This is a genomic window from Streptomyces albus subsp. albus (assembly GCF_000719865.1).
GTDB classification, from domain to species: Bacteria; Actinomycetota; Actinomycetes; order Streptomycetales; family Streptomycetaceae; genus Streptomyces; species Streptomyces albus_E.
On sequence record NZ_JOID01000014.1, the window covers coordinates 132,182 to 151,907 of the forward strand.

The window sequence follows — 19,726 nt, forward strand, 5'->3', positions numbered from 1 at the left end:
TTGTCACATTCCTGGCAGAACAGGAGTTGCCCATGTTCAACACGCTCAAGTCCCGCACCGCGGGGCTCGCGGCCGGCGCCGCGGCGTCGGCCGTACTGGTCGGCGGTTCGCTGCTCGCCGCGGCGCCCGTCCAGGCCGACCCGCACCACCCGCACAAGCCGTACGGGGTCGTCAAGGCGAACGTGCTCAATGAGCGCCAGTACCCCAGCACCGACTCCTCGGTGGTGGGCCAGCTCCACCGCCATGAGAAGGTCGGCATCAAGTGCAAGGTGCGCGCCCAGGTCATCCACGGTGACCCGATCTGGTACCACCTGCGCCACAAGGAGGCCTGGGTGAGCGGGCACTACGTGCACGTCCACGGTCATGTGAAGTGGTGCAAGGACGTCCACCGTCACCACCACCCGCTGACCAACAGCAGGAAGGCCCGCATGGCGAAGGGGTGACCCCACCTCTTCACACCCGGGTGTGAGACAGGGCCCGGTCCCGGCGGAGACAGTCCGCCGGGACCGGGCCCGCCGCCGTTCCGGCGGCCGTCAGCCGAGGCTTTCCGGCCGTTCACCCTTCGGTCCGAGACCGCGTGCGGTCCGCGGCCCCCGGCTCCGCATGGACGGGTCCTTCTGGAGCGTCTTGTCCGCCGCCTTGTTGGCCTGCTGGTCGGGCACTCCGCTGTCCTCGGCCTCCTTGCGCAGCCTCGCCCGTTTCCTGTCGTACTTCTTGCTGCCGGGCTCCGGCATGGCCGTCACCTCCTCGTCGGTAGTGCGGGCAGAGCCCGCCGACGCCGGACGTGTGCCCAGGGCGAAAGGTGTGAAACGGGCGAAAATATCCGGCGGGTGCCCGGCCGCCAGGCCGCTCGCGGGGGGTTGCGGCGGCCCCCGCGGTGCCGGTGCCTCCTCCCGTGCCTCCGGATGCCGCCGGCCCCCGGGCGCCGTCCGGTGTGGGATGTGCCGCAGGGCGACCGGCTTGTCCTCCTCGCGCGCGGCGCACTACTGTCACAGGGCCTTGGTGCACGGGAAACCGGTGAAGAACCGGTGCGGCCCTCGCCACTGTGATCGGGAAGTCCGGTTCCACCCTCTGGGAGCCACTGGGATGCCGCGGAGCACCGCGGCGCCCGGGAAGGCGGAGTCCGGGCGGCATGACCCGTAAGCCAGGAGACCGGCCAGGGCGCGTCGTCCATCCACGAGGTGCTGGAGAGGTCCGCTTTCCCATGCATATAGCCGAGGGCTACCTGCCCCCCTGGCACGCGGTCGCCTGGAGCGCCGCCGCCGCCCCCTTCGTCCTCCACGGCGTACGGTCGCTGAACCGCGAGGTGAGGAACAATCCGGAAAGCACCCTGCTGCTCGGTGCCTCCGGAGCCTTCACCTTCGTCCTGTCCGCGCTGAAGATCCCCTCCGTGACGGGGAGTTGCTCGCACCCGACCGGCACCGGGCTCGGTGCCATCCTGTTCCGGCCGCCGGTCATGGCGGTGCTCGGCACCATCACCCTGCTCTTCCAGGCCCTGCTGCTGGCGCACGGCGGACTCACCACCCTGGGGGCCAACGTCTTCTCGATGGCCGTGGTGGGCCCATGGGCCGGATACGGGGCCTACCGGCTGGCGAGGAGGCTCGGCGCGCCACTCGCCGCCGCCGTGTTCGGCGGTGCCTTCACCGCCGATCTGAGCACCTACTGCGTCACCAGCGTCCAGCTCGCCCTGGCGTTTCCCGACCCGACCGCCGGACTGCCCGGCGCCCTCGTCAAGTTCGGCTCCGTCTTCGCCGTCACCCAGATCCCCCTCGCCGTCAGCGAGGGCATTCTCACCGTGCTCGTGATCCGGCTGCTGAGCCAGGCCGACGGGACCGCACTGGCCCGGCTCGGCCTGCCGGCCGCCGCCGGGGGCGCCCGTCCGGAGCGGCCGGAGAAGGCGGTGACCCGATGAGCCGGAACACCCGGACCAACCTTCTGCTGCTGGCGGTTGTCGCCCTGCTGGCCGCCCTCCCGCTCGTCCTCGGGCTCGGTGACGGCATGGAGGAGCCCTTCACCGGCAGCGACGCGCAGGCCGAGACCGCGGTCGAGGAACTCCGGCCCGGCTACGAACCCTGGTTCGCCCCGCTCTACGAACCCCCGTCCGCGGAAGTGGAGTCGGCGCTCTTCGCCCTGCAGGCGGCGATCGGCGCCGGGGTGCTGGCCTACTGCCTCGGGCTGCGCCGCGGACGCCGCCAGGGGGAGGCGCGTGCCGCCGCGCGAGCGGCGGGAACGGCCGGCCGCGGCACGGCCGCGGCGGGTACGGAGGGGGCGGCCGGTACCGGACACGCCGCAAGCGGCCCGGGCCCCGGAGCGGGAGCGGCCGCGGAGGTGCCCTCGGCCGGCGGGGCCACGGGCGTCACGGGGCCGGCCCCCGGGGCTCCGGCGTCCGGGGAACGGGACGGCGGGGGGCCGTCCGGGCCCGGCGGCCGCCCGGCCGCGTAGCCCCGCGTGCTGCCCATCGACGCGGCGGCGCACAGCAGTCGCTGGCGCCGCCGCCACCCCGTGGACAAGGCGGTCCTCGCCCTCGGCCTGACCGTCCTGGCGGTGGCCCTGCCGCCCTGGCCGGGCGCGCCGCTGATCGCCGCCGCCGCGCTCACGGCGCTCCTCGGACCGGCCCGGGTGCCGCCGCGCCGGCTCTGGCGGGCGTACCGCGTGCCGTTCGGCTTCTGCGTCACCGGCGCGCTGCCGCTCCTCGTCCAACTGGGCGGGGAGCCCGGCCTGCTGTCCCTCGCCCCGCACGGCCCGGCGCAGGCCGGACGGCTGCTGCTGCGCACCTCGGCCGCCTCCCTCGGCGTGCTGCTCTTCGCCTTCACCACGCCGCTGTCGGATCTGCTGCCGCGCCTCACCCGGGCCGGTGTGCCGCCCGCCGTGACCGACGTCGCGCTGGCCACCCACCGCATCACCTTCCTCCTGCTGGACACCCTCGCGCAGGTGCGGCAGGCCCAGGCCGCCCGCCTCGGCCACAGCACGCGCGCCGCCGCTTGGCGCTCCCTGGCCGGGCAGGGAGCGACGGTGTTCCTGCGCGCGTTCTCGCGCGCGGCCCGGATGCAGGAGGGGCTCGCGGGCCGGGGCTACGACGGGACGCTGCGCGTCCTGGTCACCGGCGCGCCCGTCTCCCGGCGCTTCGTCGCCGGCTCCGTGCTGCTGCTCGCCGCGCTCGCGGCGGCCACCCTCGTCCTCGAAAGGCACCTGCCGTGACCGCCGTACCGCCCGTGGTGGAACTCGCCGACGCCGGATATGCCTACGAGGACGGCCCCCCGGTGCTGACGGGGGTCACCTTCGGCGTCCGCCCCGGCCGCGCCCTGGCCCTGCTCGGCCGCAACGGCAGCGGCAAGACCACGCTGCTGCGGCTGCTCACCGGCGGTTTGCGGCCCTCGGCGGGCGAACTCCGCCTCGACGGGGCCCCGGTCGGCCGCGGCCGGGCCGCGCTGACGCGGCTGCGCACCTCCGTGCAACTCGTCCTCCAGGACCCCGACGACCAGCTCTTCGCGGCGTCCGTGGGCCAGGACGTGTCCTTCGGACCGGTCAACCTGGGACTGCCCGAGGAGGAGATCGGACGGCGGGTGACCGAGGCCCTGGCGGCGCTCGGCATCGCGGCGCTCCGCGACCGTCCCACCCATCTGCTCTCCTATGGCCAGCGCAAGCGGGCCGCCATCGCCGGGGCGGTGGCGATGCGGCCCCGGGTGCTCGTCCTCGACGAACCGACCGCGGGCCTCGACCCGCACGGCCAGGAGCAGTTGCTGGAGGTGCTGGCCCGGCTGCGGGCCTCGGGCACCACGGTCGTCATGGCCACCCATGACGTGGACCTCGCGCTGCGCTGGGCGGACGACGCCGCGATCCTCACCCCGGAGGGCCCGCGCACCGGCCCGGCCCCCGGGCTGCTCGCCGACAGCGCGCTGCTGGCCTCGGCCGGGCTGCGCCGGCCCTGGGGGCAGGCGGCGGCCCGCGTGCTGCGCGCGCACGGGCTGCTGGGCGAGGAGGCGGAGGGCCCGCGGACGGCGGAGGACCTGATGCGGTGGGCCGCACCGGGCCCGGGACCGGCTCGCGGGCCGGGACGGCGGCCGTGAGCGCGAACGCACCCCTTTCCGAGGCCCCTTGGGCTGCGGCGCCGCGCCGGGCACGGCCGGCCGGAGCGGACCGAGTGGCCGGCTCACGCCGCGGCCCGGCCGGGAGAACGGCCGGCGGGCGGGGGACGGCCCGGCCGTGACGGCCGGGGGAACAGCCCGGCGGAACCGGACGGCCCTCTGCCGTCACCCGCGCAACACCCCTAACCTGTCGTGCACCTGACCACCCCTCACTTTTCCGACAGGCGGGTACAGCAGCATGAGCAGAATCCGTACCGGTGCCCTCACCGCGGCCGCCGCCGCGACACTCCTGGCCTCCCTCCCCGCGGCGGCCGCGGCGGCGCCGGGCGGCGCCGGAGCCGCCGGCCCGTCCTACGCGGCCACCACCTCCGTGGGCGTGCACAACGCCTACGAGAAGGCGAAGTACCGGTACTTCGCCGACGCCCTCGACTCCGGCGCCTCCCTGCTGGAACTCGACGTCTGGACCAACGCCCTGGGCCGCGGCTGGCGGGTCTCCCACGAGAACCCGCTCGGCAACGACAACAACTGCGAGAACGCCGCCTCCGCCGCCGAACTGCGGACCAGGTCCCGCAACCAGAGCCTCGCCGGCTGCCTCGCCGACATCCGCGCCTGGCACGACGCCAACCCCGGGCACCGCCCGGTCGTGCTCAAGGTGGAGATGAAGGACGGCTTCGCCGCCAACCGCGGCCGGGGACCGGACGAGTTCGACGCCCTGCTCGGCGAGAAGCTCGGCGACGCCCTGCTCCGCCCCGCCGACATCCGCGGCGGCCACGCCACCCTGGACGACGCGGTCCGGGCCGGCGGCTGGCCCTCCCGGGACGAACTCGCGGGCAAGTTCCTGGTCGAACTCATTCCCGGGACCGTCGAGGAGGAGAACCCCCTCGACACCCTGTGGACCGACCGCGAATACGCCACGCACCTCCGCGACCTCGCCGCCGCCGGCACCTTCGACCGGGCCGGCGCCTTCCCCGCCGTCCACCACGCCGAGGCCGGCGACCCCCGCACCGGCCGCTACGGGGACGCGTCGCTGCGCCCCTGGTTCGTCGTCTTCGACGGCAACGCGGGCGACTACGCGTCGGGCGCCATCGACACGGCCTGGTACGACCAGCGGCACTACCTGCTGATCATGACCTCGGCGCACGGCGTCGCCCCCGCCATCGACGCCGTCAACCCCTCCGAGGCGGAGGCCCGGGACCGGGTGGCGCTGCTCGCCTCCCGGCACGCCAGCATCGTCACCTCCGACTGGTACCCGCTGCCGCAGGTGCTGTCCCTGGTCGTCCCCCGGGGCTGAGCGCAGCCGCCCGCGGGCACGGGACCGGGCGGTCCCGCTCGCGTGTTCCCGTCCCGGCGTGCCGGTACGGCCTCCGCGGATCCGCGCGGAAGCCGTACCGGCCGGCCCGCACGGGGGCAGACTGGAGCCATGTGCCGCAGCATCAAGACCCTCCGCCCGCCGTTCACCGAGGACGCCGGGGAGGACGACATCCGGGCCGCCGCCCTGCAGTACGTGCGGAAGATCTCCGGCTTCCGCGCCCCGGCGGCGCACAACCGGGCCGCGTTCGACGAGGCCGTCGAGGCGGTGGCCGCCGCCACCCGGGAACTGCTGGCCGGCCTGGAGGTCCGCGGCCGCACCCCCCGGGCCGGCGAGGGCACCCCGCCGCCCCGCTGACCGGCGGCCGCCGTTCGGCCGGTGGTGAACTCCCTTACGGCGAGGGGAAACAGCCGCGTACGGTCGGCCCCATGGCCGAACACAGCAGCGTCGTCGCCCGCACCACCGGCGTCCGGCTCGCCTACCGCACCGCCGGTGACCCCGGCGCCCCGCCACTGGTGCTCCTCCACGCCCTCGGGGAGACCTCGGCGGACTGGGAGGCGGTGGCGGCCCGCTTCGCCCGCCACTGGCACGTCCACGCGCCGGACCTGCGCGGCCACGGGCGGAGCGACTGGCCCGGCGACTACGCCGTGGAGGCCATGCGTGACGACGTGCTCGGCTTCCTCGACGCGCTCCGGCTCGGCCGGGTGGACCTCATCGGCCACTCCCTGGGCGGTGTGGTCGGGTATCTGCTCGCCGCCGCCCACCCGGACCGGGTCGCCCGGCTGGTCCTGGAGGACGTGCCCGCGCCGCTCCCGCGCGAGCCGGCGCCGTTCACCCGGCCCGACGGCCCGCTGCCCTTCGACTGGGCGGCCGCGACCGCCGTACGGCGCCGCATGGACCGGCCGGACCCGCGGTGGTGGGACCGGCTGCGGGACATCACGGCCCCGGTGCTCGCGGTGGCCGGAGGACCACAGAGCCCGGTGCCGCAGGACCGGATCGGCCTCATGGCCGAACGGATCCGGGACTTCCGGACGGTCACCGTCCCGGCCGGACACCTGGTGCACGCCACCCGGCCCGCCGAGTTCACCGAAGCGGTCCTGCGTTTCCTCCGGCCGGAGGGCACGGCCGGCCGGCCGGCACAAGCGGCCGGGCACGGTTGTCCTGAAGCTGCCACGGGCGGACGGCCGAAATCCGTCCCGTCCTGAGACCATGTCCCCATGGGTGTCGACGAGCTGGCCGAGGAGCTCTACGCGCTGCCACCGGGAGACTTCATCGCGGCCCGCGACCGGGCCGCGGCCGCAGCGCCCCGGGGCGAGCGCGGCGCGATCCGCGCGTTGCGCCGTCCCTCCCTGGCGGCCTGGGCCGTCAACCTGCTGGTCCGTGAGGACGCGTCCCGCACCGAGTCGCTGCTCCGGCTGGGTGCGGAACTGCGCATAGCGCACCAGCAGCCGTCCGGTGCCGGCCGGTTGCGCGAACTCATCGGCCAGCAGCGTCAGTTGGTGGCCGCGCTGGCCAGGCGGGCCGGTCAGCTCACGGCGGACGCCGGCCGGCCGGTGTCGGACGCCGTGCTGCGCGAGGTGGAGGACACCGTGCACGCGGCCCTCGCCGACCCGGCCGCGGCCCGGCAACTGGCCCGCGGCCGGCTGACCAAGGCCTTCCCGCCGCCGGCGGGCTTCGGCGTGCTTCCCGAGGCCACCGTCCACCAGCTGCGTCCGCCGTCCGCCGTGTCCGCCGCCCGCGGGTCCGCCTCCGGCCGGCGCGCCGCGGGCGGCGGATCCGGCGCGGACGGGGCCGGCAGGGACAGACCCGGCGCGGACGCGGCCGGTGGGGAGGCGGACGGCGCGGAGAGCTCGGAACGGCGGGCGTCGGTCACGGACATAACGGAACGGGCCCGCGCCCAGGAACGGGCCGAGCGCGAGCGGCGTCAGCGGCTGCGGCAGGCGCGCGGGGAGGCGGAGGAACTGGCCCGTACCGCGCGGGGCAGCGCGGAGGAGGCCACCGCCGCCGAGCGCGAACTCGCCGACGCGCGGCAGCGGTTGCGGGAGGCGCGCGAACAGGTGCACGGGCTCACGGAGGAGCTGCGGCGGGCGAAACGTTCGCTCTCGGCGGCGGAACGGGCCGAGCGGGCGGCCCGCGGCCCGGCGCAGCGGGCGCGGCAGGCGGCCGAACGGGACCGCAAGCGGGCCGAGGCGGCCCGCGCCGAGGCCGACCGGCTCGCCCCGGACCCGGCGCCGCGCCCCGGCCGGCGCGGCAGACGACGGCCGGGCGCGTCACCCTAGGGCGTCTTGCGACAGTCCCGCCTGCCCGGCGGCGTCGTGGAGGAGCGCGCACTCGGCGTGCCGGCCGTCGCGGCGAGGCCCGACGCGCGCCGCGCCCGCCGGAAGGGGGACCTGATCACCCGTTTGGCATTGCGGCAGGGCGCCGGGGGCGGCGCCGCGTCAGGATCGGGTGTACAACGGGCCCTCGGCTGCGGGGAGCTGCCGTCCACCCCCCGCGCACCCACCACCTCAGGACCCGCTCGCGTCGCCCGCGGCCGGGCCCGCCCCCACAGGAGGCCGTGAGTTGAAGCACCGTATTCCCCGGTTCGCCCGGCGCCCGAGCACCCGTGCCGTTCTCGCCGGCGCGGGCGCCGCGGTCCTCGCCCTCACGGCGCCGGCCCTTCCACGGGCCGGCGCCGCCGTACCCCGTCCCGCCCCGGCCGTGATCTCCCCGGCCGCCGCCGGAGCCCTCTCGGCCCAGCTCGCCGGCCGGCTCGGGAACGAGGCGGCGGGCGCCTATTACGAAGCGGGAAGCGGGCGGCTGGTGGTCAACGTCCTCACCGAAGGCGCCGCGGACACGGTGCGCGCGGCCGGTGCCGAGCCGAAGCTGGTGCGGCACTCGGCGGCCGAACTCGACGCCGCGCGGCGGGTCCTGCGCGAGCGGGCCACGATCCCGGGCACGGCGTGGTCGGCCGACCCCCGGGCGAACAAGGTTGTCGTCACGGCCGACCGCACCGTCACGGGCGTGCGGCTCGACCGGCTCCGGGACGTCGTCGACCGGCTCGGCGCGATGGCCACCCTCGAACGGACGGACCATGAGCTGAGGCCGCTCATCATGGGCGGTGACCCCATCTGGACGGGGCGGGAACGCTGTTCGCTGGGGTTCAACGTCACCGTGAACGGCAGCCCGCACTTCCTGACCGCCGGGCACTGCGGCGGCCGGGGCACGAGCTGGTCCGCGTCGCGCGGCGGACCGCGGATCGGCGTGGTCACGCACGCACGGTTCCCGGGCGAGGACTACGCGCTGGTCCGGATCACCTCCTCGCTGGTCGAGACCCCCAGCCGGGTCGGCCTGTTCTGGGGGCAGACGCAGCGGATCACCCGGGCCGCCGCTCCGGTGGTCGGTCAGCGGGCGCGGCACAAAGGCAGCACCTCCGGACTGCGGACCGGCAGGGTCACCGGCGTCGGTATCACCGTCAACTACCGGCAGGGCTCGGTGCACGGCCTGATCGAGACGAACATGTGCGCGGAGCCCGGAGACAGCGGCGGGCCGCTGTTCGCCGGCACGACGGCGCTCGGCCTGACCTCGGGCGGCATCGGCGACTGCACCCGGGGCGGGATGACGTACTACCAGCCGGTGGCCGGCGCGGTCCGGGCGACCGGCGTGACCATCGGCTGACGCCTCCGCCCCACCCCGGTACCGGCCCGCCCCCGGAACGCCGTCCCCGCGTCCGGGCGGCCCCGGCGGCGAGCGGACCCCGGCACACCACCCGTGCCGGGGTCCGCCGCGTGCCGGTGCGCGGGGGAGGGGGGATAGGGCCGGGCGGGAGGCGGGCGGGGGCCTCCGCCTCAGCGGATGCCGGCCCGCCGCAGCCGCCGGCCCAGATCCCCGGCCACCTCGGTCAGCAACTCGCCCACCCCGGCGACCGCTTCCTCGGTGACCTGATCGGTCGGCATGGAACAGCTGATCGCGTCGGTGGCCGGGATGCGGTACGGGACGACCGCGGCGGCGCAGCGTACGCCCGGGGTGCCCTCCTCCGTCTCCAGGCCGTAGCCCCGTTCCCGGGTCTCCGCGCAGGCCGCTTCCAGCGCCTCGGGGGTGGTGAGCGTGTTGGGGGTCAGCGCGGGCAGGGTGGCCGGCATCAGCCCGGCGATCTCCTCCTGGGTGAGTTCGGCCAGCAGGACCTTGCCCAGAGCGGTGGCGTGCGCCGGCAGGGCGCGGCCGACCCGGGACACCAGATGGGAGGGGCGGCGCGACTCCCGGGTCTCCAGATAGACCACCTGGCCGCCGTCGCGGCGCGCGTAGTGCGCGGTGAAACCGGTCTTGTCGCGGACGGTCTCCAGCGCCTCGGTGGCGTACGGGATGACGGGGTCGCGGTCGAGGTAGGCGGTGCCGCAGATGAGGGCGCGCACCCCGAGCCGGTAGCCCCCGGCGCCGTCGGTCTCCAGCCAGCCGGACTCGTGGAGGGTGCGCAGCAGGCCGTGCAGGCTGGAGCGCGGGAGCCCGGTCGTGGCGTGGAGCCCGCCGAGCGTCAGCCAGCTGTCGTGGGCCGCGAAGGTCTCCAGGAGATCGATGGCCCGGCGGGCCGATTTCACCCCGGCCGGTTCGGATCTGTCCCCGGCCGGCCCGGTGCGGGCGACGGCCGGAGCAACGGCCGGGGGAACGGCCGAGGGGGCGGCCGAGGGGGCGGTCGGTCGCGGCATGGTGCTCCTTTGTCCGAACCGTTGACACGTGATCCACGTCATACTAGCTTCCCCGAACGCCATTCAGGTGTGCGAACTCTGTCCGCCTGAGTGACTCCATTCACATATGTGAAATCTGAGAGGGGTCGCTGCAGTGCACATACTCGACTGGATCATGGTGAGCGGGTACTTCCTGGTGATGGTGGGCATCGGGTGGTGGTCCCACCGGAGGGTCCGCACCGTCCGGGACTTCTACATCGCCGGCCGCAAGATGCCCTGGTGGCTGGCGGGCATCTCGCATCACATGTCGGGCTACAGCGCGGTCATGTTCGTCGCCTTCGCCGGCGTCGCGTACACCGACGGCATCACCGTCTACTTCTGGGCGTTCGCGACCATCGGCATCGGGGTCGGCATCGGCAGCTGGCTCTTCGCCGCCCGCTGGAACCGGCTCTCCTCCCGGCTCGGCGTCGCCTCACCGCTCGAGTACCTGGCCCGCCGTTACAACGTCCCCACCCAGCAGGCCCTCGCCTGGAGCGGCAGCCTGCTCAAGGTCTTCGACGTGGCCTCGAAATGGTTCGCGGTCGCGGTGCTGCTGAACTCCTTCGCCGGAGTGCCACTGGTGCTCGGCATCGTCATCACCGGCACCGTCACCATGATCTACTGCACCGCGGGCGGACTGTGGGCCGACGCCCTCACCGACTTCGGGCAGTTCCTGATCCAAGGGCTCGCCGGACTCGTCATGCTCTGGGTCGTCCTCGGCAAACTCGGCGGGTTCTCCTCCCTGTTCACCTTCTGGGGCGACCTGCCGGAGGGTCACCTCAGCCCCACCACGTCGAAGTACACCACCGTCTTCCTGCTGGTCTACATCCTGGTGAAGACCCTTGAGTACAACGGCGGGATGTGGAACCTGGCGCAGCGCTACATGGCCGCGCCGAGCACGCACGCCGCACGGCGCGGAGCCGTCCTCTCCTCCGCCCTCTACCTGGTCTGGCCGTTCGTCCTGATGATCCCGATGTTCGCCGCGCCCCTGATCGTCCCCGGCCTGGAGGACCCCACCACCTCCTACGCGGAGATGACGACGACCCTGCTGCCCGCCGGCATGGTCGGCCTCGTCCTCGCCGGCTTCTTCTCGCACACCATGGCGATGGTCGCCTCCGACGCGAACGCCATCTCCTCCGTCATCACCCGGGACATGCTCCCCGTGATGTGGCGCCGGGCGCGCGACTTCTCCCCGGGCGAGAAGCTGCTGGCCGCGCGGATCGCCACCTTCTCCTTCATCGCCCTCAGCATGATCGTCGCCACCCAGGCGAAGAACCTCGGCGGCGTCCTGGCCATCGTCGTCTCCTGGGTCGCCGCGCTCATGGGCCCGATCTCCATTCCGCTGCTGCTCGGCATGCTGCCCTGGTTCCGCCGCTGCGGCTCCCGCGCCGCCCTGGTCTCCTGGGCCGCCGGGCTCGCCACCTACGCGCTCGTCTACTACGGGCTCGACAGCACGCAGACGACCATCGTGGCCGCGCCCATCCTGGTGTCGCTGGTCCTCTACTCCGGGCTCGGCCTGCTCGCGCCCGAACCGAGCGAACGCGCGGACGAGATCATCGAGACGGCCGGCCGCAAGGACGAGGACGAGGGCCCCGGCGGCTCCGGGAGCTCGTCCCAGGACCCGGTCGTCGCCGTATGACGCACGGCTGAAACCGACGCCGGCCGCGTCCGCCCGCGCCCGGCCCGAGGCCGCCGGCCCGGAACCCCCGTGCCCGGAACCCCCGTGCCGGAACCCGACCCGAGGAGAGAACGGACCCGATGACGCAGTCCCCCGCAGAACTGAACGGCCTGCTGGCCTTTCCGTTCACCCCCTTCACCGATGACCTCGAACTCGACCTCGACGCCTTCGCCGACCACGTGGAATTCCATGTGGCGGCGGGCGCCGGAGCCCTGTTCGTCGGGTGCGGTACCGGCGAGTACAGCTCGCTCGCACCGGACGAGCTGAACGCTCTGGTACGGACCGCGCTCGACGTCGCCGGCGGACGGGTCCCCGTCTGGGCCGGGGCCGGAGGCGGCGCCGCGACCGCCCGCGCGGGTGTCGCGGCGGCCGCGGCGGCCGGGGCCGACGGCGTGCTGCTGCTGCCCCCGTACCTCGTGACCGGGCCGCCCGACGGCCTCGTCGCCCATGTCCGGTACGCGGCCGGCGACACCGGTCTTCCGGTCATCGTCTACCACCGCGCCACCGCCGTCCTCACCGAGCGTTCCGCCGTCGCGCTGCTCTCCGTCCCCTCCGTGACGGGCATCAAGGACGGCCACGGGGACATCGAGCGGATGAGCCGGATCGTCACCGCGGTCCGCGCCGCCGGCGGCCGGGGACGGGACTTCCTCTTCTTCAACGGACTGCCCACCGCCGAGGTGTCCGCCCGCGCCTACGCCGCCATCGGCGTCGAGCGCTACTCCTCCGCCGTCCACGGCTGCGTACCGGAGATCGCCCAGCGCTTCCACCGGGCCCTGGCCGAGGGAGACGGGGCCACCATGGACACCCTGCTGAACGGCTTCTACCTGCCCCTGGTGGCCCTCCGCGACGAGACCCCCGGGTTCGCCGTCTCCCTGGTCAAGGCCGCCGCCCGGCTGCGCGGCCAGAAGGTCGGCCCGGTCCGGCCGCCGCTCGCCGAGCCCACCGACGGCCAGCTCCGGCGGCTGGAACAGATCATCGACCACGGCCTCGGCGTCCTCGCCGGTCTGGAGGCGGGCGGCCGATGAGAATACGGGAGGCCCTCCTCACCCCCGTCGCCTTCGCCGACCCCCCGCTGCTCAACGCCATGGGCGTCCACGAACCGTACGCGCTGCGCAGCGTGCTGCGGCTCGTCGGCGAGGACGGCGTGACCGGCCTCGGCGAGTCCTACGGCGACGAGGCGTTCCTCACCCAGGCCCGCCGCGTCGCCGAACAGCTCACCGGCTGGGACGTGTTCGACCTGCCGGGTCTGCGGCGCACCGTCGAGCGCGTCGTCGGCGAGACCGTGTACACCGATCTGCACGGCCTCACCGGCGGCTTCTCCACCGGCAAGACCCTCGCCAGCGTCTACTCGCTCTTCGAGGTGGCCGCCCTCGACGCCCAGGGGCGGCTCCTCGGCCGCCCCGTCTGCGACCTGCTCGGCGGCCGGGCCCGGGACGAAGTCGAGTTCTCCGCCTACCTCTTCTACAAGTACGGCGCCCATCTGGACGCGGAGCCCGACGACTGGGGCGAGGTCCTCACCCCGGAAGCCCTCGTCGGCGAGGCCCGGCGCATGGTGGACACCTACGGCTTCCGCTCCCTGAAGCTCAAGGGCGGTGTCCTCCCGCCCGAGCACGAGACCGAGGGCATCCGGGCGCTCGCCGCCGCCTTCCCCGGCCACCCGCTGCGCATCGACCCCAACGGCGCCTGGAAACCCGACACCGCGATCGAGGTGGCCCGCGAACTGGACGGCGTCCTCGAATACCTGGAGGACCCGACCCCCGGCATCGCCGGCATGGCACGGGTGGCCGAGCAGGCGGGCATGCCGCTCGCCACCAATATGTGCGTGGTCCGCTTCGACGACCTCGAACCGGCCATCCGGGCGAACGCCGTGGGCGTCGTCCTCTCCGACCACCACTTCTGGGGCGGCCTGCGCGACACCCAGGCCCTTTCCGTCCTCTGCCGGTCCTTCGGCATCGGCCTGTCCATGCACTCCAACAGCCACCTCGGGATCAGCCTCGCCGCGATGGTCCACCTGGCCGCCGCGACCCCGCATCTCAGCTACGCCTGCGACACCCACTGGCCGTGGAAGGAGTCCGACGTCATCGTCCCCGGGGCGCTGGAGTTCCGCGACGGGGCCGTCAAGGTGCCCGAAGGGCCGGGACTCGGCGTCGAACTGGACGAGGACGCCCTCGCCCGGGCCCACGAGGACTACCTCCGCTGCGGTCTGAGGAAGCGCGACGACGCGCGCTACATGCGCCGCTACGTGGAGGGCTTCCGGCCCAACACGGAACGCTGGTAACCACGGCACCCCGGTCCACCGCACCACCCACGGCGGGCGGGCGCCCCGCCCCCGAGGCACCGCTCCTACGAGGCGGGACAGCTGTCCCGGCTCAACCGCGTCCTGGCCCTCAAGGATCTCGGCTTCACGCTCCGGCAGGTGCGGCAGATCCTCGACGAGGACGTCGGCGCCGAGGAACTGCGCGGCATGCTCAGGCTGCGCCGCGCGGAACTGGAGGAGGAGGCACGGGCGGCGGCGGGCCGGCTCGCCCGGGCCGAGGCGAGGCTCCGTCTCATCGAGAGCGAGGGGCACATGCCCGCCGACGACATCGTGGTGAAATCCCTCCCGGCGGTCCGCGTGGCCGAACTGACCGCCGTCGCACCGGGGTTCCGACCGGAGGACATCGGACCGGTGATCCAGCCGCTCTTCCGGGAACTGCACCAGCGGCTCGGCGCGGCGGGCGTGACCCCGTCCGGCCCGGACCTGGCCTTCTACGAGGAACACCCCGACGGGACGGTCACCGTCCACGCCGCGGCACAGGTCGGCTCGGTCCCCGGCGGCCACGGCCTCGCCATCGTGGACCTCCCGGCGGTGGAGAAGGCGGCGACCGTCGTGCACCGCGGCTCCATGGACGAGGTGATGCCCGCCGTCCAGGCCCTGGCGCGCTGGATCGACACGAGCGGGCACCGCTCCGCCGGCCCGCCCCGCGAGCTCTACCTCTCCTGCGAGGGCGGTCCCGAGCACTGGGTCACCGAACTCCAGGAACCGGTCACCCCGGCCTGATACCCCTCCGCCGGGCCCGGCCGCCGGACGGAACCGTTTCCGTCCGGCGGCCGGGGTGGTTGGGGTGCGGGGCGGGGGAGCGGGGGAGCGGGGACCCAGGGTCCCACCTTGCAAAAGACCCGTTTGACCTGCGGAAAGAGCTGACTTGAGCGTCTGGTTGTCAAGTTTTCTCGTGCGGTGTATATAAGAAGTGTGTAGGGCATCGCAAGCAGTGCCACACGGAGGGAGATGACCCGTGATGCTCATGCGTACCGACCCGTTCCGCGACCTGGACCGGTTCGCCCAGCAGATGTTCAACAGCGTCACCCGGCCCGCGGGCATGCCGATGGACGCGTACCGGTCGGGCGAGGACTTCATCGTCCACTTCGACCTTCCGGGGATCGACCCCGAGAGCATCGACCTCGACGTCGAGCGCAACGTCCTCACCGTGCGGGCCGAGCGCCGGTCCCCGGCCCCCGAGGACGCCGAAGTGATCGCCGCCGAGCGTCCCGCCGGCAGCTTCAGCCGCCAGCTCTTCCTCGGTGACACGCTCGACACCGAGCGGATCGAAGCCTCCTACGAGGCGGGTGTGCTGACGCTCCGGATCCCCGTCGCCGAGCAGGCCAAGCCGCGCAAGATCCAGATTTCGGGCGGCAGCGAGCGCAGGGAGATCCGTTCCTGAACCGCCACGGGGTGCCGCGGCCGCGGTGACGGCCGCGGCACCGGCCTGTGTGCCGTGCCGCCCGTGCCGTGTGCCGTCGTCGTCGTTCAGTCGTCGTCAGTCGTCAGTCACCAGTCGTCGTTCGTCGTGAGGAGAAAAGAGGAGGAGCGCGCGCATGCGCTGGAGTGAGTTCGCCGAGCTGGTCCGGGAACGCGGGGAGTACCCGACCCGGCGGGAAGCCGAACGGGTGATCCGGGACGTTCTCGCGGCCCTGGGCGGCCAGCTCGGCCGGGCGGAACGGAATCTGCTGGCCCGCCGGCTGCCGCTGGAAGCGGCCCGGGTGCTCGTCGCGCAGCGGTCGGCGAGCCGGCCGCTCACCGCCGCGGAGTTCGTGGACGGGATCGCCGCCCGTGTCGAGGGAGCGACGTCCGCGACCGCCCGCTGGGACACCAGCTCGGTCCTGAGCGTCCTCGCCGATGTGACGGACCGTGAGCTGCTGGACCGGATCATCGACCGGCTCCCCGGCGGCTACGCGCTGCTGTTCGGCCGGGCGCAACTCGTGTGACCCGCAGCCGGCCCGGCCCTCCCGGCGCTACCGCGCTCCGGGGCGGCCGGGCCGGCGGCGGCTGCCGGACGGACCGCACGGTTCGTCAGCCCCGCTCCTCCTGCTGTCCGTTCGCCGCTCCGGGCGCTCTCCGCGGGCGGGCGGGCGTACGGCGCCGGGTCTCGCGGGCCGCGCCCGCTCTTCTCTCCCGGCCGGCCAGGTCGATGACGGCCGCGCTCCCGGCCTCACCCGGCTCCCCGGCTTCCTCCGCGCCGGGGTCCGGGTCCGTCCGGTCCTCGGGCCCGGTGCCGGCGGCTCGGCCTTCCAGGGCGGCCAGAGCCTGTTCGAAGCTCTCGCCCGTCACCCGCATGCGTATCCGCGCCAGGCGCCGCACTTCTTCGTTCGCCACCCGGAAAGCATAGGCCCTGGCGGTACTCGCTTCCGGCCACCGTCCGGACGGGTGGCCCGGCCACGGGCCGGATCAGGCCAACCGCCCGCCCGCTCCCGTCCCGATACCTCGTCAGGCGTATGGACGCCGCCGCTCGCGCCTCCCCGGCGCGCGGATCGCGCCGGGTCCGGATAGGACGGAGGGGACGGGACCGGACGGCGCCCGCGAAGGACGGAGGACATGCGATGTTCGAGGCCGAGAACATCAGGGACTGGCGCGGCCACGCCGTGGTGGACAGCGAGGGCAGCAGGATCGGGGAACTGGAGTCGATCTACGTTGACACCTCCTCCGACCAGCCGGCCTTCGCGACCGTCTTCGTCGGCCTGCCGACCCGGCGCCGGCTTGCGTTCGTCCCGCTGGACGGGGCCACCGTCGGGCCGGGCCATGTCAAGGTCCGGGTCCTGAAGAGGCAGGTCAAGAGCGCGCCCTCGATCGACCGGGACGGCGAACTCCCGGCCGAGGAGGAGGCGGCGGTATTTGCCCACTACGAACGCCCCTACCAGCACGGATCCGGTGAACGCCGGCTGGCCCGGCGCTGAACCGCCTCGCGCGTCGCATCGGAGAACCTCATGGCCCTGTTCCTGTTCCTGGTCATCGTCGCCGTCGGACTCGGCATCGCCGGTGTGGTCGTCGAGGGGCTGTTCATCCTGCTCGTCATCGGAGTGGCCGTCTTCCTCGTCAACCTGGTGCTGCTCGGCATGCGGCTGGGCCGGCGGCGGAACCCGCCCCGGCACCGTCTGGGGCGGTGACCGCGGGCGGACGCCGCGCCCGGCGGCACGCGCCGTCGGGCCCGGCCGGCCGCCCGCCGCACCCACCGCCCGCCGCGTCCCCCGGGAGGGCCGGGCAGCCGGGCGAAAGCTGTTTGAAGCGGGTGGCCCCTGGTACCTCTAGAAGGACATTCACCGCGGACGGTGCGAATCGCCGCGGGTCCGTCCGATCGCCCCGGGTCCGCCCGGCTTCCCCGCGACCGGGCCCGGATATCCGCCCACACAAGGAGTGAGCCATCCCATGCCGTACGGAGCTTTCCTCGCGGCCGTGCGCGAGCGCGGCGGATACAGCGCGGACGAAGCGGAGATGGTCACCGGGGCCGTCCTCACCGCGCTGGGCACCCGGCTGACGCCCGATTCCGCGGGCCACCTGGCCGACCAACTGCCCGAGCCGCTCGCGGACATGATCAACGACGCGGAGGCGGCGGCCCGGGACTGGGGGGTGCGGACGTTCGTCACCCATGTGGCCGAGGCCATCGGGGAGGACGAGGAGGGCGCCGAGGTGGCCACTCGCGCGGTGCTCTCCACGCTGGCCGACCGGATCGGCCGCGGGGAGCGGGACGCGCTGCTCAGCCGGCTGCCCGCGGAGTACGCCGGCCTCTTCGGCTATCCCGAACTGGCCGGCTGACCCGCCCGGGCGACGGCGCGCCGGGGCCCGCCCCCGCCGGGGCGGGGCAGGTGCCGGGCCCTGCCGCGGTTCACGCGCCCACCCCGTGCCCCTCTCCGCCGCCGCCCCCGGCGCCCCCGGCGTCCCCGCCACCGCCCGGCCGCCGGGCCAGGAAGGTGTGCACGATCCCGCGCTGCCAGCCCGTCACCGGGGCGGTCCGCACCGGTGACAGCCCGGCCCGCACGAGCCGTTCGCGGAAGGCGCCCGCGGTGTCGAAGTCCAGCACGCTGCGCCACAGATGACGGTAGAGAGAGGCGTCCCCCCTGGGCAGCGACCCGGCCGGGATCACGATCCCCCAGCACACCGCCGACCAGACCAGCCGGTGGAACGGGCTCCCGGTCAGCGTGTACTCGTGCACGGCCAGCCGCCCGCCCGGGCGCAGCAGCCCCCGGAGGGTCCGCAGCACGGCGTCCGGGTCCGCCACGTTCCGCACCAGATAGGCCGCGAAGACGGCGTCGAAGGGGCCCTCCGCTCCCGCGCACGGCAGATCCTCCGCGGCGGCCCGGACGAACTCGACGTCGCCGTCCCAGCGCTTGGCGGCCGCCTGCCGCAGCATGCCCTCCGAGGCGTCGACCGCCGTGATCCGGGCGCGCGGCGCGGCGGCGAGCAGCGCGGCCGTCGAGGCGCCCGTGCCGCAGCCCAGATCCAGTACCCGCAGCCCCGCCCCCTGCCCCGGCAGTGCGAGCCGGCGAGCGGACAGCCGCAGATGGGCGTGGTAGCCCGGGTTGGCGGCGACGAGACGGTCGTACGAGCCCGAGGCCCGGTCGAAGGCGGCGGCGAGGGCGCCGTCCTGGAGTGTGGTCATGGCCCCAGGGGTTCCCCGGAGGGGGTGCCGGTCAAACGGAATCAGGAGTACCGCTTCGGCTCGCCCGCGTGATGGCCGGTCCGCCGGAGCACGCCCGTCGAGGAGGTCAACACAGTAGGCTGCGCAACATAGTTGACGGTCCGTCCGGCATCGGGCGGCGGGGAGGGAGCGGCGCATGACGGACGCGGAGGAATGGATGCGGGCCCGGTCCAGGCCACCGGTCGAACTCCACACCGACCGGCCCCACGCCGCGCGCGTGTACGACGTCCTGCTGGGCGGCAAGACCAACTACCCGGAGGACCGGAAGGCGGCCGAGCAACTCCTGGAGACCATGCCGGTGGCTGGTCTGATGGCGCATCAGAACCGGGCCTTCATGCACCGGGCCGTGCGGTATCTGGCCCGGGAGGCCGGGGTCCGCCAGTTCCTCGACATCGGGACCGGCATCCCGACCCCGCCCAACCTCCACGAGGTCGTCCAGCAGGCCGACCCCGCCTGCCGGGTCGTCTACACCGACAACGACCCCATCGTGCTGGCCCATTCGCGCGCCCTGCACGAGAGCACCCCCGAGGGCCGGACCGCCTACATCGAGGCCGACCTGTGCGACCCCGAGGGCATCCTGAGGCACCCCCGGCTGCGCGCGACGCTCGATCTCGGCCGGCCCGTCGCGGTGACCCTGGTGGCCGTCCTGCACTGGCTTCCGGAGCACGCCGACCCGCACGGCATCGTGGGCCGCCTCCTCCGGGATCTTCCCTCCGGCAGTCATCTCGTGCTGAGCCACGCCACGAACGACTTTGAACCGGCCACGCTCAAAAAGGTTTCGGACAACTTCAAGGCCAAGGGGTCGAACGTCACGCCGCGCAGCAAGGGAGAGGTGCTGCGCTTCTTCGACGGTCTCGAACTCGTCGAGCCGGGCCTCCGGATCGTCCACCGCTGGCGCCCCGATCCGGTCGATGTGGGGGCGGACACCCTCGCGGACACCGACATCCCGCTCTACGTGGGCGTCGCCCGCAAACCCTGACCCGGCGCACGCCGCGCGCGGAGGG

The 19,726-nt window shown here is 74.3% G+C and carries 23 protein-coding genes, 1 pseudogene and 1 riboswitch; of the genes and pseudogenes, 20 read left to right on the plus strand and 4 right to left on the minus strand.

The features are described from left to right. The first annotated feature begins 32 nt into the window (after window positions 1-32). The gene (locus IF83_RS0115705; protein WP_037680116.1) at window positions 33-443 is read left to right on the plus strand and encodes an SH3 domain-containing protein; all 411 of its coding nucleotides are present in this window, start codon (window positions 33-35) and stop codon (window positions 441-443) included. A gap of 90 nt (window positions 444-533) precedes the next feature. Here IF83_RS0115705 and IF83_RS0115710 read toward each other — a convergent pair whose 3' ends face one another. Then, window positions 534-734 carry a hypothetical protein gene (locus IF83_RS0115710; protein WP_030544809.1) on the minus strand — a complete coding sequence of 67 codons (201 nt, stop codon included), beginning with the start codon at window positions 732-734 and terminating at the stop codon, window positions 534-536. Window positions 735-983: 249 nt separating this feature from the next. After that, a riboswitch (cobalamin riboswitch) is annotated at window positions 984-1,175 on the plus strand. Window positions 1,176-1,204: 29 nt separating this feature from the next. Here IF83_RS0115710 and IF83_RS0115715 point away from each other — a divergent pair. From IF83_RS0115715 to IF83_RS0115755, 9 genes are all read left to right on the plus strand, one after another. Beyond that, the gene (locus IF83_RS0115715) at window positions 1,205-1,912 is read left to right on the plus strand and encodes an energy-coupling factor ABC transporter permease (RefSeq protein WP_030544810.1); all 708 of its coding nucleotides are present in this window, start codon (window positions 1,205-1,207) and stop codon (window positions 1,910-1,912) included. Then, window positions 1,909-2,442, plus strand: coding sequence for an energy-coupling factor ABC transporter substrate-binding protein (locus tag IF83_RS32110; RefSeq protein WP_078843508.1), 534 nt, complete (start codon window positions 1,909-1,911; stop codon window positions 2,440-2,442). The genes IF83_RS0115715 and IF83_RS32110 overlap by 4 nt, the downstream gene beginning before the upstream one ends. Window positions 2,443-2,448: 6 nt before the next feature. Then, a complete protein-coding gene (gene cbiQ / locus IF83_RS0115725; protein WP_030544812.1) occupies window positions 2,449-3,198 on the plus strand; it encodes a cobalt ECF transporter T component CbiQ in 750 nt (249 codons plus the stop codon). Further along, complete coding sequence (locus tag IF83_RS0115730; RefSeq protein ID WP_030544813.1) at window positions 3,195-4,067, plus strand: energy-coupling factor ABC transporter ATP-binding protein; 873 nt, start codon at window positions 3,195-3,197, stop codon at window positions 4,065-4,067. The genes cbiQ and IF83_RS0115730 overlap by 4 nt, the downstream gene beginning before the upstream one ends. Window positions 4,068-4,323: 256 nt before the next feature. Continuing rightward, complete coding sequence (locus tag IF83_RS0115735; RefSeq protein WP_030544814.1) at window positions 4,324-5,376, plus strand: phosphatidylinositol-specific phospholipase C domain-containing protein; 1,053 nt, start codon at window positions 4,324-4,326, stop codon at window positions 5,374-5,376. Window positions 5,377-5,505: 129 nt separating this feature from the next. Then, window positions 5,506-5,751 (plus strand): DUF2277 domain-containing protein, encoded by a 246-nt coding sequence (locus IF83_RS0115740; protein ID WP_030544815.1) that lies wholly within the window; start codon window positions 5,506-5,508, stop codon window positions 5,749-5,751. A gap of 71 nt (window positions 5,752-5,822) precedes the next feature. Then, window positions 5,823-6,599: an alpha/beta fold hydrolase gene (locus tag IF83_RS0115745; protein WP_078843509.1), complete on the plus strand. Its 777-nt coding sequence runs from the start codon at window positions 5,823-5,825 to the stop codon at window positions 6,597-6,599. A 12-nt stretch (window positions 6,600-6,611) separates the two neighbouring features. Beyond that, window positions 6,612-7,673, plus strand: a complete 1,062-nt coding sequence (locus IF83_RS30275) for a hypothetical protein (protein WP_037680118.1) — start codon at window positions 6,612-6,614, stop codon at window positions 7,671-7,673. Between the two features lie 283 nt (window positions 7,674-7,956). After that, entirely contained in the window at window positions 7,957-9,051 is a 1,095-nt protein-coding gene (locus IF83_RS0115755; protein ID WP_030544818.1) for a S1 family peptidase, read from the plus strand. Window positions 9,052-9,221: 170 nt separating this feature from the next. Here the strand turns inward: IF83_RS0115755 and IF83_RS0115760 are convergent, their stop codons facing one another. Continuing rightward, window positions 9,222-10,076 (minus strand): IclR family transcriptional regulator, encoded by an 855-nt coding sequence (locus IF83_RS0115760; RefSeq protein ID WP_030544819.1) that lies wholly within the window; start codon window positions 10,074-10,076, stop codon window positions 9,222-9,224. A 133-nt stretch (window positions 10,077-10,209) separates the two neighbouring features. Between IF83_RS0115760 and IF83_RS0115765 the strand changes: the two genes are divergently transcribed. From IF83_RS0115765 to IF83_RS0115790, 6 genes and pseudogenes are all read left to right on the plus strand, one after another. Beyond that, entirely contained in the window at window positions 10,210-11,733 is a 1,524-nt protein-coding gene (locus IF83_RS0115765) for a sodium:solute symporter family protein (protein WP_030544820.1), read from the plus strand. Between the two features lie 119 nt (window positions 11,734-11,852). Continuing rightward, window positions 11,853-12,797, plus strand: a complete 945-nt coding sequence (locus IF83_RS0115770) for a 5-dehydro-4-deoxyglucarate dehydratase (protein WP_030544821.1) — start codon at window positions 11,853-11,855, stop codon at window positions 12,795-12,797. Further along, the gene (locus IF83_RS0115775) at window positions 12,794-14,050 is read left to right on the plus strand and encodes a glucarate dehydratase family protein (protein ID WP_030544822.1); all 1,257 of its coding nucleotides are present in this window, start codon (window positions 12,794-12,796) and stop codon (window positions 14,048-14,050) included. Before IF83_RS0115770 ends, IF83_RS0115775 begins: the two co-directional genes overlap by 4 nt. 57 nt (window positions 14,051-14,107) lie before the next feature. After that, window positions 14,108-14,812, plus strand: a pseudogene (locus IF83_RS0115780) (MerR family transcriptional regulator); the annotation flags it as partial. Between the two features lie 238 nt (window positions 14,813-15,050). After that, on the plus strand, window positions 15,051-15,473 hold the full coding sequence (locus tag IF83_RS0115785) for an Hsp20/alpha crystallin family protein (RefSeq protein WP_030544824.1): 423 nt from the start codon (window positions 15,051-15,053) through the stop codon (window positions 15,471-15,473). 154 nt (window positions 15,474-15,627) lie between these two features. Continuing rightward, a complete protein-coding gene (locus tag IF83_RS0115790; protein ID WP_051722807.1) occupies window positions 15,628-16,017 on the plus strand; it encodes a DUF2267 domain-containing protein in 390 nt (129 codons plus the stop codon). An 85-nt stretch (window positions 16,018-16,102) separates the two neighbouring features. Here IF83_RS0115790 and IF83_RS0115795 read toward each other — a convergent pair whose 3' ends face one another. Continuing rightward, window positions 16,103-16,405 carry a hypothetical protein gene (locus IF83_RS0115795; protein WP_158711048.1) on the minus strand — a complete coding sequence of 101 codons (303 nt, stop codon included), beginning with the start codon at window positions 16,403-16,405 and terminating at the stop codon, window positions 16,103-16,105. 224 nt (window positions 16,406-16,629) lie between these two features. On the opposite strand from IF83_RS0115795, the gene IF83_RS0115800 reads away from it, so the two are divergent. The 3 genes from IF83_RS0115800 (at window position 16,630) to IF83_RS0115810 (ending at window position 17,839) form a co-directional block, all read left to right on the plus strand. Then, window positions 16,630-16,983, plus strand: a complete 354-nt coding sequence (locus tag IF83_RS0115800) for a PRC-barrel domain-containing protein (protein WP_030544827.1) — start codon at window positions 16,630-16,632, stop codon at window positions 16,981-16,983. Between the two features lie 30 nt (window positions 16,984-17,013). Beyond that, window positions 17,014-17,193 (plus strand): hypothetical protein, encoded by a 180-nt coding sequence (locus tag IF83_RS0115805; RefSeq protein ID WP_030544828.1) that lies wholly within the window; start codon window positions 17,014-17,016, stop codon window positions 17,191-17,193. Window positions 17,194-17,452: 259 nt separating this feature from the next. Continuing rightward, window positions 17,453-17,839 (plus strand): DUF2267 domain-containing protein, encoded by a 387-nt coding sequence (locus IF83_RS0115810; protein ID WP_030544829.1) that lies wholly within the window; start codon window positions 17,453-17,455, stop codon window positions 17,837-17,839. 70 nt (window positions 17,840-17,909) lie between these two features. Here IF83_RS0115810 and IF83_RS0115815 read toward each other — a convergent pair whose 3' ends face one another. Beyond that, window positions 17,910-18,683: a class I SAM-dependent methyltransferase gene (locus IF83_RS0115815; protein WP_051722808.1), complete on the minus strand. Its 774-nt coding sequence runs from the start codon at window positions 18,681-18,683 to the stop codon at window positions 17,910-17,912. Window positions 18,684-18,858: 175 nt separating this feature from the next. Between IF83_RS0115815 and IF83_RS0115820 the strand changes: the two genes are divergently transcribed. After that, complete coding sequence (locus tag IF83_RS0115820) at window positions 18,859-19,701, plus strand: SAM-dependent methyltransferase (protein ID WP_030544831.1); 843 nt, start codon at window positions 18,859-18,861, stop codon at window positions 19,699-19,701. Window positions 19,702-19,726 lie beyond the last annotated feature (25 nt).